Source organism: Chryseolinea lacunae (assembly GCF_016735595.1).
Lineage (GTDB): Bacteria > Bacteroidota > Bacteroidia > Cytophagales > Cyclobacteriaceae > Chryseolinea > Chryseolinea lacunae.
In genome coordinates this window covers 463,954-479,260 of sequence record NZ_JAERRB010000003.1, presented here as the reverse complement: position 1 = coordinate 479,260, position 15,307 = coordinate 463,954, and the positions used below count along the sequence as shown (strand labels likewise).

17 protein-coding genes are annotated in these 15,307 nt (G+C 50.7%); 12 read left to right on the top strand and 5 right to left on the bottom strand.

Features of this window, described 5'->3' with window-relative positions; translation table 11 throughout:
- Positions 1-172: 172 nt before the first annotated feature.
- From JI741_RS11250 to JI741_RS11235, 4 genes are all read right to left on the bottom strand, one after another.
- Positions 173-1,135 (bottom strand): TPM domain-containing protein, encoded by a 963-nt coding sequence (locus tag JI741_RS11250; protein WP_202009318.1) that lies wholly within the window; start codon positions 1,133-1,135, stop codon positions 173-175.
- Between the two features lie 37 nt (positions 1,136-1,172).
- On the bottom strand, positions 1,173-1,898 hold the full coding sequence (locus tag JI741_RS11245) for a TPM domain-containing protein (RefSeq protein ID WP_202009316.1): 726 nt from the start codon (positions 1,896-1,898) through the stop codon (positions 1,173-1,175).
- A gap of 55 nt (positions 1,899-1,953) precedes the next feature.
- The gene (locus JI741_RS11240; RefSeq protein WP_202009314.1) at positions 1,954-2,616 is read right to left on the bottom strand and encodes a TPM domain-containing protein; all 663 of its coding nucleotides are present in this window, start codon (positions 2,614-2,616) and stop codon (positions 1,954-1,956) included.
- Between the two features lie 100 nt (positions 2,617-2,716).
- Complete coding sequence (locus tag JI741_RS11235; protein ID WP_202009312.1) at positions 2,717-3,433, bottom strand: pyridoxine 5'-phosphate synthase; 717 nt, start codon at positions 3,431-3,433, stop codon at positions 2,717-2,719.
- Between the two features lie 99 nt (positions 3,434-3,532).
- Here JI741_RS11235 and JI741_RS11230 point away from each other — a divergent pair, with 99 nt between their 5' ends.
- The 12 genes from JI741_RS11230 to JI741_RS11175 all read left to right on the top strand — a co-directional run bounded on the left by JI741_RS11230 (position 3,533) and on the right by JI741_RS11175 (position 14,427).
- Entirely contained in the window at positions 3,533-3,985 is a 453-nt protein-coding gene (locus JI741_RS11230; RefSeq protein ID WP_202009310.1) for a GatB/YqeY domain-containing protein, read from the top strand.
- The gene (locus tag JI741_RS11225; protein ID WP_202009308.1) at positions 3,982-4,479 is read left to right on the top strand and encodes a CvpA family protein; all 498 of its coding nucleotides are present in this window, start codon (positions 3,982-3,984) and stop codon (positions 4,477-4,479) included. Before JI741_RS11230 ends, JI741_RS11225 begins: the two co-directional genes overlap by 4 nt.
- Positions 4,480-4,554: 75 nt before the next feature.
- Positions 4,555-5,307: an alpha/beta fold hydrolase gene (locus tag JI741_RS11220; RefSeq protein ID WP_202009306.1), complete on the top strand. Its 753-nt coding sequence runs from the start codon at positions 4,555-4,557 to the stop codon at positions 5,305-5,307.
- A gap of 50 nt (positions 5,308-5,357) precedes the next feature.
- Positions 5,358-6,023 (top strand): CBS domain-containing protein, encoded by a 666-nt coding sequence (locus JI741_RS11215; protein WP_236676002.1) that lies wholly within the window; start codon positions 5,358-5,360, stop codon positions 6,021-6,023.
- A gap of 94 nt (positions 6,024-6,117) precedes the next feature.
- Positions 6,118-6,990, top strand: coding sequence for an NAD kinase (locus tag JI741_RS11210; protein ID WP_202009304.1), 873 nt, complete (start codon positions 6,118-6,120; stop codon positions 6,988-6,990).
- A gap of 52 nt (positions 6,991-7,042) precedes the next feature.
- Entirely contained in the window at positions 7,043-8,098 is a 1,056-nt protein-coding gene (locus JI741_RS11205; protein ID WP_202009302.1) for a DUF6089 family protein, read from the top strand.
- Positions 8,095-8,799 carry a type IX secretion system protein PorG gene (gene porG / locus JI741_RS11200; protein ID WP_202009301.1) on the top strand — a complete coding sequence of 235 codons (705 nt, stop codon included), beginning with the start codon at positions 8,095-8,097 and terminating at the stop codon, positions 8,797-8,799. Before JI741_RS11205 ends, porG begins: the two co-directional genes overlap by 4 nt.
- Before the next feature lie 133 nt (positions 8,800-8,932).
- Entirely contained in the window at positions 8,933-9,625 is a 693-nt protein-coding gene (gene uppS, locus JI741_RS11195; RefSeq protein WP_236676041.1) for an undecaprenyl pyrophosphate synthase, read from the top strand.
- Positions 9,625-12,312 (top strand): BamA/OMP85 family outer membrane protein, encoded by a 2,688-nt coding sequence (locus JI741_RS11190; protein ID WP_202009297.1) that lies wholly within the window; start codon positions 9,625-9,627, stop codon positions 12,310-12,312. The genes uppS and JI741_RS11190 overlap by 1 nt, the downstream gene beginning before the upstream one ends.
- A 2-nt stretch (positions 12,313-12,314) precedes the next feature.
- On the top strand, positions 12,315-12,851 hold the full coding sequence (locus JI741_RS11185; protein WP_202009296.1) for an OmpH/Skp family outer membrane protein: 537 nt from the start codon (positions 12,315-12,317) through the stop codon (positions 12,849-12,851).
- A gap of 14 nt (positions 12,852-12,865) precedes the next feature.
- Positions 12,866-13,444 carry an OmpH/Skp family outer membrane protein gene (locus JI741_RS11180; protein ID WP_202009294.1) on the top strand — a complete coding sequence of 193 codons (579 nt, stop codon included), beginning with the start codon at positions 12,866-12,868 and terminating at the stop codon, positions 13,442-13,444.
- A gap of 71 nt (positions 13,445-13,515) precedes the next feature.
- Positions 13,516-14,427: a S66 peptidase family protein gene (locus JI741_RS11175; protein WP_202009292.1), complete on the top strand. Its 912-nt coding sequence runs from the start codon at positions 13,516-13,518 to the stop codon at positions 14,425-14,427.
- Here the strand turns inward: JI741_RS11175 and JI741_RS11170 are convergent.
- Positions 14,424-15,260 (bottom strand): substrate-binding periplasmic protein, encoded by an 837-nt coding sequence (locus tag JI741_RS11170; protein WP_202009290.1) that lies wholly within the window; start codon positions 15,258-15,260, stop codon positions 14,424-14,426. The genes JI741_RS11175 and JI741_RS11170 overlap by 4 nt on opposite strands.
- Between the last annotated feature and the right edge of the window lie 47 nt (positions 15,261-15,307).

The following is a 15,307-nucleotide window of genomic DNA, read 5'->3' as shown; positions in this document are numbered from 1 at the left end:
TTGGATGGTGTTTTAAAAGAAGCGTCAAAAATAACGTTGTGGGGTGAGAACGCAAATTTGTTTCCTTGTTATTCACAGGCTTTCCCATAGAAAATAAAAAGGTAAAGAAACCAGGCAAAAAGCGACGTTCACCCCAGCAGGGAACCGCTCTTATAACCGAACAATTGGAAGGCTACCACGAGCCACTGCTGCCGCCACCGCTAAAGCTTCCACCGCCACCCGAGAAACTGCTGCCACTGCTCGACGATGAAGACCAGCTGCTACCCGAAGATGATGACCATCCTGAACCAGAACCCCACGAGCTTCCCCCACCCTTACCCGTCTTATTTCTTCTGGCGCGTTTTCCCCAAGCCGATTTTCCTATGGTGTAGCGTGCCACCGGATAGCCAATAAGATACACGCCGAGAATGATTAGCCCGGCCGTTAGACCATAGATGGCCATGGGAAATATGGCATAGAACGGAATAAGAAACAGGTATAATATCCACCCGATTTTGTCGGGAATCATGATGCCCAACACGGTGAACACGCCGAGCACGGAAAACACAAAAAGACCCAGCACGAGTTTAGTCACCCAGTCGGGCGTTTCGTCACCGCTGCTTACATCGTCGGCCGAGTATTCTCCGCCAATGGCGGCGATCATGGCGTTGACTGCCGCTTGCACGCCGCCATCAAAATCGTCCTGGCGGAAGTTGGGTGCGAGCTCGCTGCGTATGATGCGGCTGCACACGGCGTCGGTGAGCGTGCCTTGCAGGCCATCGCCGACTTCGATGCGCATCTTGTGATCGTTCACGGCCACCAGCAACAACGCACCGTTGTCTTTGCCTTTCTGACCCAGCTTCCATTTGTCCACAAGCCGGATGGAGTAGTCTTCGATAGACTCGCCGTCGAGGGAAGGCAGCAGCAGAATGGCAATCTGATTGGATGTGGAATCTTCATAGCGCTTCAGCTGTAATTCGAGATCGTCCACTTTTTGCTGCGACAACACGTGCGCTTCGTCGTGCACCCGCACGCCCCAAAGTTCGGGAAGAGCCTTCTGTGAAAATGCCGGCGCATGAAACAACAAAAACAGCAAGGGCAAGATTGCCTTCGCGATGCGTGTTGCCTGTGCCCGATGTATGATGACGCTATTCATGATCTGACGTTCTCGACTAAAAAATTGTATAAAGACTTTACCACGAATCGCTGGAACCACCACCGCCAAATCCTCCGCCGCCACCAAAGTCGGCACCACCGCCTCCGCCGCCACCTCCCCAGTTTCCACCACCGCCAATCCATCCACCGCCCGACGACCAGTATCCTCCTCCGCCACCGCCGCGACGACGCGAGGCCAGGAAGATGATCACAATAAGGATGATGATGGTGAGCAACGGCGACGACTTGCGCGACACTTTTCGGCGCGGGGCCGGTGCGTCGTTTTTATATTCTCCTTTAATGGTTTGGATGATGGCCATCACGCCGGCCGCCACACCTTCGTCATATTTTTGCTGACGGAAAAACGGGGCCACCTCGTTCCGGTTGATGCGGCTCGACATGGCGTCGGTGAGCACACCTTCCAGGCCCGAGCCCGTTTCGATGCGCAGCTGGCGATCGTTCACGGCGATGAACCACAGCACGCCGTTGTCTTTCGATTTCTGGCCTATGCCCCACTTCTCGGCTACACGCAGCGTGTAGTCTTCAATGGCTTCGCCGTCGAGCGATGGCACAATGAGCACGGCAATCTGGTTGCTGGTAGAGTCGCGCTCGGCTTTGAGCATGGCTTCAATTTGCGCTTTGCCGCCGGCCGAAAGAATGCCGGCTTCGTCGTGCACCCATTGGCCTCCGTGTTCGGGAATGGCGCGTTGGCCCAACAGAACCATGGGGAGCAGCAGCAAAAGAATGGCCTGTATAAATTTCATGTACGGGATCTGGACTAGGTGTTTCATCAACTAATGACTTCGATGGGGAATGGCTTCAATCTATACGGAGGTCGTCGCTCAATTCATTCACATCGTCGTCTGCTTTGTGAAATCCTTTCTCCAACAAAATTTCACCACAACGTTTTATGCCTGCCTCGAGGCCTTCCACAATTTTGCCTTCGCGAATGTGGCTCACCAGGTCGGCCACAATTTTGTCCCACTGTTTTTGTTCCACCACTTTGCTGATGCCGCGGTCGGCCATCACAATCACTTCGTGTTCAAAAAAGGAGATGAAGATCATGATGCCCGTGCGATGGCGTGTGTTAAAAACTTCCTCTTGCAAAAATGCGCTCTCGGCCCGTTGGCGGGTTTCGCGATCAAACTGGCCCTGGTCGATGAGCCAGCGCTTCAGGCCTTCCACAAAGTTCGGCAGAAAGCCGCCCAGCAAACCGCCCAGAATAACCACAAAGAAAATAAACACGGGGTCGTAGAAGAGGGTGTAGCTGTAGTCGGCAATGATGTAGCGGTCAATCACAATCATGAGCACAAACGCCAGCGATGCGCCAAGGATGCCCGCCTTGTAGTTGGCTGTGCGGTAGTGCCCGCTGCGCTCCACAATAACCGGCACGATTTCGCCCGAGATGGAATGCTCGGCCTCTTTCACCGCGGTTTTAATGCGTTGCAGATCGCTGTCGGAAAATCTTTTTTTAATGTTCATACGGCCGTTAGGGTTGCTGCGGAGTTTGGTGTCCGGCAGTTTTTTGCGTGGTGAAGTTAAGAGACTTTTGTGACAACAGGGTTTAAGGCCCTGCAAGGTCTCACATTTTCAGTTGTTTTAAGTAGAGCTGAATGGTGTTCTCCAGTCCGAAATAAAGCGCGTCACAAATCAACGCGTGGCCGATCGACACTTCGTCGAGGTGTGGAAGGTTTTGCGCCAGAAAGCGAAGGTTGTCAAGGTCAAGATCGTGGCCCGCATTGAGACCCAGCCCCGCCTCGTGCGCCACACGGCCACTCTCAACGTAGGGCTTAATGGCCACATCGCGATTCACTTTATATTCGTGCGCATAGGGTTCGGTATATAACTCCACGCGGTCGGCGCCAACACGTGCAGCACCTTCCACCATTTTGGGCGAAGGGTCCACAAACACCGACACGCGCACGCCCTGCGATTTCAGTTCGGCAATAATTTCCGTGAGCAGCGAAGCGTTTCGAAGCGTATCCCATCCGGCGTTAGACGTGATGGCATCGGGCGCGTCGGGCACCAGGGTGGCCTGGGCGGGTTTTGTTTCGCGCACAAGTTTCATGTAGCGTTCGTCGGGATAGCCTTCAATGTTAAATTCCGTTGTCACGTGATCTTTCAACGTCGTCACGTCGGCGTAGCGAATGTGCCGCTCGTCGGGCCTGGGATGGACGGTGATGCCTTGCGCGCCAAACCGCTCACAGTCAAGCGCCGTCTTCAGCACGTCCGGATTATTTCCTCCCCTGGCGTTTCGGAGTGTGGCAATTTTATTAATATTGACGCTTAGTCTGGTCATATGTTTTAAGGTGAGCACAAATATATTTCCGGTAGAACGAACGCTTGTCGTTTCGGTTTAATAATCGCTCCCAAATTAACATTAACAAAAAAATAATGTATGAGTCTGAAGCAACAAATTGACAACGATATTAAAAAGGCGATGTTGGCCAAGAACAAAGAGGAGCTCGAAGCCCTGCGCAGCATCAAATCCATGATCCTTTTGGCCGAAACAGACAAAAGCGCTTCCGGTGAAATTTCGGCCGACGCCGAAAATAAAATTCTGATGAAGGCGTCTAAGCAACGGAAAGAATCGGCCGATATTTTTCAGCAACAAAATCGTCAGGACCTGGCCGAGAAAGAACTCTTTCAACTGGAGGTGATCAACCGCTATTTACCCAAACAACTTTCGGAAGACGAAATCGCCGTGAAAGTGAAAGAGATCATTGCCCAGGTAGGAGCCAAAGGTCCGCAAGACATGGGCAAGGTGATGGGCACCGCCACCAAAGCCCTGGCGGGCCAGGCCGACGGCAAAGTGATTTCCGAATTGGTTAAAAAGCTGCTGACCGCGTGAGCATAATCGACATTGTTCTTATTGTATTCATTTTAATTGGCGCCGTGGGCGGCTACAAGGAAGGCTTTCTCATCGAAATGTTTTCGCTCGTGGGTATTGTGCTGGGCGTGTTGGGCGGTTTCAAACTTATGGGCTGGGCCATGGTGATGCTGGCCAACCGATTTAATATCGACGAAAAGGTGCTTCCCTACATCGCGTTCGGCGTGGTGTTTGTAGCCATTGTGGTGGCCGTAAGCCTCCTGGCACGAATGCTGAAAGCCTCGGTAAACAAAACACTACTCGGATCGGCCGACCAGGTAGCGGGTGCCGTGCTGGGAATGCTGAAAACAACTTTTATGCTGAGCATTCTGTTGTGGATTGTCGATTCATTGGATATTAAGTTTCCATCGCGCTACACCGAACATTCGTGGGTCTATCCCATGGTGGCCCGCGTGGCGCCAAAAGTCACCCAATGGATCGGTGCCATTTTACCGGTTTTCAAGGATGTGTTTTAGCACACCCTGTGAAGCCATAAAATCTTTTCTTTCTCAGTAATTTTTTTCCTTACTTATCCCCGATAAAGACGCCCCATGGCCATTAAAATAAAAGAAGAAAACGGTTTTCGGTATGTAGAGGAAGGTCAAGGCCCTGTGCTGTTGCTGCTCCACGGTTTGTTCGGAGCACTGAGCAACTGGGAGGGCGTGGTGAATCGTTTTTCGAAAAACTTCACGGTCGTCATTCCCATGTTGCCCATCTACGAGATGCCCATCCGCGAAGCGGGCCTCGATGGCCTGCGAAAGTTTGTTGAAGATTTTGTAGAGCTCAAAAAACTGAACAACATGATCATCATGGGCAACAGCCTGGGTGGTCACATTGCGCTGATCTACACCTTGAAAAATTCCGACAAGGTGAAAAAACTCATCCTCACGGGAAGCTCCGGGCTGTTCGAAGATTCCATGGGTGGTTCTTACCCCAAGCGCGGCAACTATCAGTACATAAAAGAGCGGGTTTCCTATACGTTCTACGACCCCGAAGTGGCCACCAAAGAACTGATTGACGAGGTTTTCGAGATCACCAACAGCATTCCGAAATGCCTGCGCATCGTGGCCATCGCCAAATCCGCGCAGCGCAACAATATGGCCGACGAAATTCCCAACATTAAAATACCTACTTTGCTGGTGTGGGGCCTGAACGACACCATCACACCGCCCATGGTGGCGCACGAGTTCAACCGGCTTATTCCGAATTCTGATCTTAAATTTATAGACAAATGTTGCCATGCTCCCATGATGGAGCATCCTGAAAAATTCAACGAATTGGTAGAAGACTTTTTAATAACCTGACCTTGGGCGAATCCGGCGGTGAACAAAAAAACGTAAGTACTGAAAGTCCTATGATTGCAGAAGATCTTATCAACCACATGATCCCGCCGCTAAAGGGAACAGACGATGCCCACAAGGCCGTGGTGTGGATGGAAGAATTCCGCTGCAACTTTCTGCCGGTAGTAGACGAGGGCAAACTGCTGGGCTTCATCTCCGAAGAAATTATTCTCGAAGCCAACGACATCGATAAGCGCGTAAAGGATTTTAACCTCGTGGGTCAAAACTGCTACGTTCACCTCGACACACATTTCTACGACATATTGAAAGTGGCCGCCGACAACAAACTGCAGGTGGTGGCCGTGCTCAACGACGAACAAAGCTACACCGGCCTCATCACCGTTCAGGACACACTCACCTCTTTTGCTCAGACCGCGGCCGTGCAATTGCCCGGGGGCATCCTGGTGCTGTCGATGAACCACGTCGACTATTCGCTGGCCGAAATCAGCCGGCTTGTGGAAGAGAACCACGCCAAAATTCTCAGCAGCATTGTGAAAGAAGATCCGCTCGATCCGGCCAAGCTTCGCCTAACCCTCAAAATAAACCAGGTAGACTTGTCGCGCGTGGTGGCCACACTCGAGCGTTTTGGCTACAAAGTGATTGGTCGGTATCACGAGACCAAAGCCCTTGGCGACGAAAAAGATCGCATCGACATGCTCCTCCGCTACCTCGATATTTAATTCACCACGCTTCTTTGGCACCTTGCAAAGCCCTTTCTATCTTTATCGTAGATTCGGGAAAACCGGCTTATAAAACTTCTAAAAAATCGGTTGCATGAGAGTTGCTGTGCATGGGAAGGAATTTAATCGTGCGGCAGCACCCTTCATTGCCCATGTTTTTGATGTGATGAGCCGCTATAAAATCGAACTCAGCATCTCCGAAAAGTTTAGTCAATATTTGAACAAGGCCGGCATCAAAGGCAAGTTCAAAACCTATAACCCCACCAAGGAACTCAAAAACATCCAGCTGTTCATCAGCATCGGTGGCGACGGCACGTTGCTGGAAGCCATCACCCACATTGGCCGCTCCGAAATACCCGTGCTGGGCATAAACACCGGGCGGCTTGGGTTTTTGGCCACCATCAGCAAAGAAGAAACCGAGCGCTCGCTCCAAAATCTGTTCGACGGTGCCTACACCCTCGACCAGCGCTCGTTGCTGCGGCTGGAAACCGAAAAAGATATTTTCGGACCGCTCAATTTCGCCCTCAACGACTTCACCGTGGTGAAAAAGGACAGTTCGGCCATGATCACAATCCACACCTATATAGACGGTGAATTTCTCAACTCCTATTGGGCCGACGGCATCATTGTAAGCACGCCCACGGGCTCGACCGGTTATTCGCTGAGTTGTGGTGGACCTTTAATATTTCCCCGGTCCGGAAATTTTGTCATCACCCCTGTCAGTCCCCATAACCTTACAGTGCGTCCCATTGTTGTTTCAGACCAGTCCGAGATAACATTCGAGGTAGAAGGCCGGAGCAAACGGTTTCTGGTGTCGCTCGATTCGCGGATGGCCTCCGTGGAGCCGTCGGTAAAATTGAAAGTGGTGAAAGCCGATTTCAAGGTCAACCTCATTCAATTGGATGGCACGCACTATTTTAAGACGCTGCGGCAGAAGTTGAACTGGGGCCTCGATATTCGGAATTGATTTTTTATTAACTTTGTAGTTCATTGATTGATAAATACTTATTGTGACTCGGATGAGAAAGCTTATTTACCTCGCGACGGCTGTTTTTATGCTCTCGTTTGCCTACGATGCAAGCGCCCAAATGAACAGACGGAGTATTAAAAAGAACAACAAGCGTATTTCTAGCTTCCGAGGGCGCAAAAGCTGGTTTGGCAAAGAAAAGGTCTATAACTCCATCGGCATTTCGGTGAACGCGTTGAATTATTACGGCGATCTTGCCCCCAGACCCAGCTCCTTCAGCACCGACATTTCGTTTACCCGCCCGGCCCTCGGCATCACATTTTCGCACCGCTTCGGCCCCCGCTATACCCTCACTGCCGGCTTCATGTATGGAACCCTCAAGGGCTCTGATGCAAAATCGGCCGACGAGGGCGATTCGGAAAACGGCGTGTTCCGCTACAGACGAAACCTGTCGTTCCGAAACCGGATCAAAGAATTATCCGTGGTGGCAAGCTTCGATTTGTTTCCCAACTCCGCCACCTATATCAGCCGTGTGAAGTGGACACCCTATGCATTTTTGGGCGCCGCTGTTTTTCTGCACAATCCCCAGGCGCAGGCCCCGGCCACCGATCCTCAGGGAAATCCATTGCCTGAAGCCGGAAAATGGGTAAACCTTCAGCCCCTCGGCACGGAAGGCCAATATGCCCAACTTCAGGAAGGCGATGTGAACAACGGCATCAAACCCTACAAATTAGTGCAGATCGCCATACCATTCGGGCTTGGCGCGCGTTTCAGATTAAACGAAGTGATGGACCTTTCAGGAGAACTTGGATTTCGATACACCTTCACCGACTACCTGGACGACGTGAGTCAGAATTATGTTGACCTTGGTGTGTTTGGAAACAATCAATTGGCCAAAGCCATGTCAGACCGCGCCTCTGAAATTTCAACACCCAACACGACCTATGTGGGTCGGGACGGTGGCACCTACAATGTTGTGGCCGGCTATGGCAGCGAATTCCGCGACAACGTGCGAGGCAACAAAAACAACCGCGACATCTACATGGTGACCACAATACGCCTCTCGTATATCCTCGGCAAAAACTTTCACCGGGCTAAGTTCAGATGATGAGTTCTCCCATAAAGAAACTCTCATGTCTGGCGCTTTTTCTCATCACCCTGTGCCAAGTGCAGGCGCAAAGCACCGAAGCGAACAGCTCCGAGCTGGGCTTTGGCATTGGCACGTTTAACTACACCGGCGAGCTCGTCCGGACCTACAACTTTAAATATTCGCGCCCCGCGGCCACGGTTTTCTACCGCTCCAACCTGAGCAAGGTGGTGAGCTTCCGCGTGGCCATCACAGGCGGCCAGCTTTCGGCCAGCGAAAAACCTATCGACGCATTTGCCACCCAGCGCAATGCCTCCTTCAATCTGTTTCTGCTCGAAGCGTCCACAGGATTGGAATATCATTTCCTGAACTGGCGCGACTCCAAACGCTTTGTGCGATTCACACCCTACTTGTTTGCCGGCGTGGGGCTGTTCAGCATTTCGGGCAACGCCCAGAAAACCGCCGAATACAGCAACGTGCAGGTGGCCATTCCCTTTGGGGGCGGTGTGAAATACGTCTATAACCCCAAGTGGTATTTTTCGCTTGAGTTCGGAATCCGCAAAACTTTCTTCGACTACCTCGACAACGTTTCGGCGGGCGATCCGCGCTATAAAAATTATCAGTATGGAAACCCCAACGATAATGACAACTACTATTTTTTAGGGGTTAGCATCACACGGACATTCTATTCCATCCCCTGTCCCACCAATCCCTATAAGTAAAATTTTTCCATTTCGTCTACACACGCTTTTCAATCCATTAATAACCAATATCTTTTATTAATTTTGAACCCTTGTGGCTTCTCATAAAGAACATATCGACTTCAATAATCTCCCCCAGCACGTGGCGGTTATCATGGACGGTAATGGCCGTTGGGCCAAGAAGAAGGGAGCCATGCGCATTTTTGGACATCGCAATGCCGTTCAGGCCGTGCGCGATGTTACCGAAGGCTGTGGTGAGCTGGGCATAAAATATCTTACCCTCTATGCGTTCTCGACCGAGAACTGGAGCCGTCCCAAAGCGGAGATCGATGGCCTCATGGAGTTGCTGGTCAACACCCTTAAGGCCGAAATCAAGACTTTGTCAGAAAACCAGGTGAAGCTGATCACCATTGGCGAAACCTCACATCTGCCGCCCGACTGTCAGAAAAACCTGCAGTGGGCCATAGATCACACCAAAAACAATACGGGCCTCACCCTCGTGCTGGCGCTGAGCTACAGCGGCCGATGGGAAATCCTGAAAGCTGTAAAAGCCCTGGCCAAAGACGTGTCGGACGGAAAAGTAACGGCCGACGCGATAAATGAGCAGGTCTTTGAAAACTATTTGCAGACTTCCGGCATCCCTGATCCGGAGCTCCTTATCCGCACCAGCGGCGAACAGCGGATCAGCAATTTCCTGCTGTGGCAAATAGCGTATACCGAACTCTATATCACACCCACACTATGGCCGGATTTTCGGAAGGAGCACTTGTACGAAGCCATTTGGGCCTACCAACAACGTGAACGCAGATTTGGAAAGACAAGTGAACAATTGAACCCTGTAAGTTGATGAAGCGAGTTTTATTCTTGATTATTCTTTTAAGTGTTGCTGCCAACAGCTGGGCTCAGTTTCGAAAACGAGGAGGAACGCCAACGACCGCCGGTCCGTCGGAAAACAATTTGAATTATGCCAACCCCGCCGAATACACCATCGGTGGAATAGAAGTGACGGGGTTGAATGTCCTCGATAAAAACGCCATGGTGTCGCTCACCGGCCTCAAGGTTGGCGACAAAATCAAAATTCCCGGCGACGCCATTTCAAGCGCTATCCGCAGCTTGTGGAAACACGGACTCGTGGGCGACGTCACCATTAAAGTAGACCGCATCGAAGGTCAAACGGTTTTCCTCAACATTGCCCTTTCCGAACGACCCCGCCTCACGGGCTTCTATTTCACCGGCATCTCCAAAGGAAAAGAAAGCGGGTTGAAAGACGAACTCAAACTCATCCGTGGAAAAATTGTGACCGATGCCATGGTGCGAAACACCGAATCGGCGGTGAAGAAATATTTTGTGAAGAAGGGCTTTCTGAACACGGTCGTAAAAATCACGCAACAAAGCGACACGCTCAATAAAGACGGCATCAGGCTCAAGATCGCCATCAACACAAAATCGAAAGTAAAAATCAATCACATCTCGTTCGTCGGCAACGAAGCGATGTCTGACGCGACCTTGAAAAAGAAGCTGAAGAAAACACACGAGCGTCCTCACTTTTCCCTGCACCGCACATTGCTGAACTATATCGTGCGTGTGAAGCCCAAGGAGTTTATCGACTCCAGCTATGTGGTGAGCAAAAAAGAACTGAAAGAGTTCATGGCCGACAACGTGAAGCTCAACATCTTCTCCGGCTCGAAATTCATCAAAGCCGACTATGAAGAAGACAAAAAGAAACTGATCGCCTTCTATAACACCAAAGGCTATCGCGATGCCGAAATCATTTCCGACTCGGTCTATGCACACAACGAGAACACCATCAACGTGGACTTTGTGGTTTCCGAAGGCCCCAAATACTATTTCCGCAACATCATCTGGACAGGCAACTACATCTACAGCGACAAACAATTGTCGGCCGTGTTGGCCATTAACAAAGGCGATGTGTTTAACCGTGAGCTAATCGAAAAGACAACTCAGTTCAATCCAAAAGGACTTGACATCAGCGGTCTCTACATGGACGATGGTTACTTGTTTTTCCGTATCAATCCTGTTGAAATAGCAGTAGCCGGCGACTCTATCGACGTTGAAATGCGAATCTTTGAAGGTGAGCAGGCTACTATCAATGAAGTGACCATCACAGGAAACCAGCGCACCAGCGATCACGTGATTCGCCGCGAGCTCAGCACCGTGCCCGGTCAGAAATTCAGACGCTCCGATATCATCCGCACCCAACAGCGCCTTGGCCAATTGGGCTACTTTGCACCCGACAAGATCGGCCAGAACCTGGCACCCAATCCTCAAAAAGGAACGGTTGACATCGAGTGGCAAGTGGAAGAACAATCGAACGACCAGGTTGAATTGTCTGGTGGTTGGGGTGGCTACTACGGCTTCGTGGGAACACTCGGCCTCACCTTCAACAACTTCTCGCTGCGCAACATCCCGCACCTCAAAAACTGGAAGCCGCTGCCTGTGGGCGATGGTCAACGTTTGTCGTTGCGCATGCAAGCCAACGGACGCTCTTTCCAAAGCTATAGCTTCTCGTTCACCGAGCCCTGGCTGGGTGGTCGCAAACCTCACTCCTTAAGCGTGAGTTACGTGCGGTCGCTGTCGCGCTATGCCGGCGCCGGTGCCACCAGCTACAACGACCTCAACTCCATGCTGAAAGCCGACAACATCACGGTTGGTCTCGGACGCATGCTGGAGTGGCCCGACAACTATTTCTCGCTCACGAACTCGCTGTCGTATGCCGTCTATTCACTGAAGAACATCAACTACGGCCTGGGCTGTACGACCTGTAAATCGTACGCGCTCACGTTCAACACCACCATTTCGCGTAACAGCATCGACAACCAGATGTATCCTTCTTCAGGATCGTCCGTGTCACTCAGCTTGACGCTCACACCTCCTTACTCGTCGTTCAACGGCATTGACTATGCTACCGCTTCGGCAGAAGACAAAAACAAATGGCAGGAATATCACAAATGGATGTTCGATGCGAAATACTATTTGCCCCTCGACAGCAAGAAAAAACTGGTGTTGGAAGCAAAAGCACACTTCGGTTTCCTGGGTGCCTACAACAAGGCCAAGACGGGCATCGGACCCTTCGAAAGATTTGTGTTGGGTGGAAGCGGTCTGGCCGGCGGGTTCAACTCGTTTGTGCTTGGAAAAGAAATCATCGGTTTGAGAGGCTACCAGGATAACCAGATCACGCCACCGACCTATGCCGTGGGCAACAGCACATCGCAACAAGGTGGGGTGGTCTACGAAAAAATGGGCCTCGAATTGCGCTATCCCGTCACCACAGGCAACGCCGCCACCATTTATGGTCTGGTGTTTACGGAAGCGGGGAACAACTGGGGTACTTATGAGAACTTTAATCCGTTTAGTATGTATAAGTCGGCCGGCTTCGGGGCCAGGATCTTTATGCCTGCGTTTGGGTTGATTGGGTTGAACTGGGCATATGGATTTGATCCTGTTCCGTTAGGAAGCAGAGGGCCGGTGAGTGGATCGCAATTCCACTTTACAATTGGTCAGCAAATCAGATAAGTATGCGCCCATATTTAATTACGATTTTTTTTCTCATTTTCGGCCTGACTTTTGTCAATGCTCAGAGGTTCGGATACATTGACACAGAGTTCATCCTGGGAAAGATGCCCGACTACAAGAAGGCACAGGAAGAAATAAACCAACTGTCGCAGGCCTGGGAAAAGGAGATTCAGGAAATGAGCAAAAAGCGCGACGAAATGTATAGCGCCTACCAGGCCGAGCAGGTGTTGCTGACCGAGACCATGAAAAAGGAGCGCATGGAGGCCCTTCAGAAAAAAGATTCTGAGCTGAAGGAATACCAGAAAAAAGTGTTCGGCTTTGGCGGACTGTTTTTTCTGAAAAAACAAGAATTGATAAAGCCCATTCAGGACAAAGTCTGGGATGCGGTTGATAAGGTGTGTAAGGAAAATAGCCTTGCCATCATGTTCGATAAAGCAGGCGAGCTGGTGATGATATACACAGATCCGCGCTATGACTATACGGACTTTGTATTGGACCAGCTGGGTCTTGGAGACCCAAATGATAAGATTAAAAACTAAATTGAATTACTGTAATGAGAAAACTCGTGTTATTCGTGGTGTTGGGATTAGCATCCTTCGTGTCCCAAGCACAAGCCCCTGTTAAAGTTGGCTACGCAGATGTAGACTATATCTTCAGCCAGTTGCCAGAGGCAAAACAAATCGATCAGGAACTCAAATCGCTTCAAACCCAGCTGAAAAATCAGATGGATACAAAGACTCAGGAGTTTCAAAAGAAGGTGGCAGACTATCAGGCAAACATCAATACCATGATTGATGCTGTTCGTGCCAACACAGAACGTGAACTTCAACAACTGCAGCAGAACCTGGAGAAATTCCAGCAAGATGCTCAAACTACCATCCAGACAAAACAAACTCAGCTGATGGACCCCGTATATAAGAAAGTGGGCAAAGGCATCGAAGATGTGGCCAAAGAAAACGGCTACTCGTTTGTGCTCAACCAACAAATCGGCGGCCTCGACGTGATCTTGTATGGCGACGAGAAAATGGACATCTCTGACCTGGTGTTGAAAAAACTGGGTGTAACACCCAAGCCTGCAGCGGCTGCTCCCGCAACCACGCCTCCTGCAACAACGCCGAAGAAACCCAACTAAGAATATTTTTTCTTTTTGATAAGAAAACCCTCCCGGCGAATTTAAACCGGGAGGGTTTTTTATTTTTGGTGATGATGATTCGCCCTCCCTTTCTCGCCCCCGGAGCCACTGTGGCCATCGCCGCCACCGGAAGAAAAGTGGTGCCCACACAGATGGAAGAGGCTAAGAAAATTCTGACCGCGTGGGGCCTCAATGTTCGGTTTGCCCCACATCTTTTCAGCGACGGTCACACCTACCTCGCCGGCACCGACCAGGAACGGCTCGAAGATTTTCAAAATCTAGTTAACGATAAAACTATCCATGCCATCATTTGCGCGCGCGGCGGCTATGGCACCACGCGCATCGTAGACGCCTTCAACTTCGACGCGCTGGTTCAAAATCCTAAATGGATCGTCGGCTTCAGCGACGTGACATCCCTGCACCTCAAACTTTTTGCACAGGGCATCGAAAGCATTCATGGCACTATGCCAGTTCTTTTTGGCCAGGACGATGCCGGCCCGTCGCTGGAGAGTCTGAGAAATGTTTTGTTTGGCGAATCTTGGATTGTCGAAGCCTTGCCCGATACCGATAACCAATCGGGCGTGGTCACGGCGCCAATCATTGGGGGAAATCTTTCGCTGGTGGCAGATGCCATGGGCACGCCGTCAGAACCGGATACGTCTGGCAAAATTCTGGTGATCGAAGAAATTTGCGAACATAAATACAAGCTCGACCGGCTGCTCACACAACTGAAGCGCGCCGGCAAACTGGAACGTCTGGCCGGATTGGTGGTTGGGCACATGACCGACATTGAAGATTCGGAATCGTTTAGCGAGCGTGTGCAGGAAATTGTGCTGAACAAAGTGAAAGGTCACGACTATCCTGTTGCGTTTGGTTTGCCCATCGGTCATGAAAACCCAAACCTCGCGTGGCGCCATGGTTCAACGGTCCGGCTCAAGGTTGATGCGCGCGGCTGTCGCATAGAAATGTTGAACGCTGTTTAACGCACCAGGTTCAGGAACGTGGACCCAAGGTTGTCGGCTATGATTCTTTTGTAGCGAACGCCCTTGCGATAGTCTTCCGTCAAAAATTCTTTCCACAGTCCATCCCAATCCGACGATTTAGACATAATGAAGCCCAGCTCTTCGGCATTGCCCAGGTCCACATCGTGGCGTTTGATGGGAAGTTTCTTGCGCACCACGCCAACATATTCGGTGAAGTCGAGAATGGAGAAGATCTTGTTGTTTGTACTAAGGCTCTTGATAACGCTTTCGCTGGACGGCGCAAGGGTGATGTTAAGCTCCGGCGAGTATTGCTTTTTTATTTTCTCGGCATATTTCACGTGTGTGCTGCCCGTGATGACCAGCGCCGAAAAGCCCGCAAAAACTTTGGGAAGATCTTTCAGATTGGTGAGCGTGGGGGCGTTCTGATTGGTGAGCAACACCAATTGCGTGGTCATGAACGGCGGCGTGAACTTCATGATTTTTTTCCGCTCGTCGGTGATGCTGGTGTTGGTGACTCCCAGGATGTTCGGTGTGTTTTGCGCGATTTTCAAAAAACCGGAAAACTCCGATTCCTGGCCCGCATAGTTCACGGTGACAGTTTTGTTGTATTTCTCCTGAACGAACTTGGCAAAGTCGGCAATGATGTCGACGCAAACCCCTTTCATCTGACCGTTGTCTTTGAAAACAAGACCGGGTTGTTCGTAGTATACAATCGTTAGCGTGCCCTTACCGTTGGCCTTCACATCGGCCCAACTGTCGCCATGATACTTCTGACCAATTGACACTACAGATGACAACGCGACGAGCAGGGCCGCACACAAAAAAACTCTCATAGGTTAAAAATTTCTCCTGAGTGCTAAGATAAAGGAGAAATGCTGCC